Here is a 259-nt window from a genome sequence, read left to right as displayed (position 1 = left end):
CACCCTTCCTCCATCCCGCATCGCTTCCCTTGCGTTGGTCAGGAGGTTGATAAGGGCAATTTCAAGCCCAGCCGGATCCACGTGAACGGGCCAGAGATCGTCAGGGAGTTCAAACTCCAAAGTGACAGTGTCATCAAGAGCGTGGCGTAGAAGCGGCTCGATCGCAGCAAGCTTCTCATCGAGTTCGACATGCGTCGCACCCTGGTTGGATCGCCTGGAAAAAGACAGAAGGCGTTGGGTGATCGCCTTGCCTTTGGTC

The 259-nt window shown here is 56.4% G+C and carries 1 pseudogene; it reads right to left on the bottom strand.

The features are described 5' to 3' along the window. Positions 1–259, bottom strand: a pseudogene (locus tag SB772_RS42740) (hybrid sensor histidine kinase/response regulator); the annotation flags it as partial.

Origin of the sequence: Paraburkholderia sp. SIMBA_030, assembly GCF_046535245.1 — a bacterium.
Classification (GTDB): Bacteria; Pseudomonadota; Gammaproteobacteria; order Burkholderiales; family Burkholderiaceae; genus Paraburkholderia.
The sequence above is the reverse complement of the archived record's forward strand: the minus strand, read 5'-3'. Positions and strand labels throughout refer to the sequence as shown.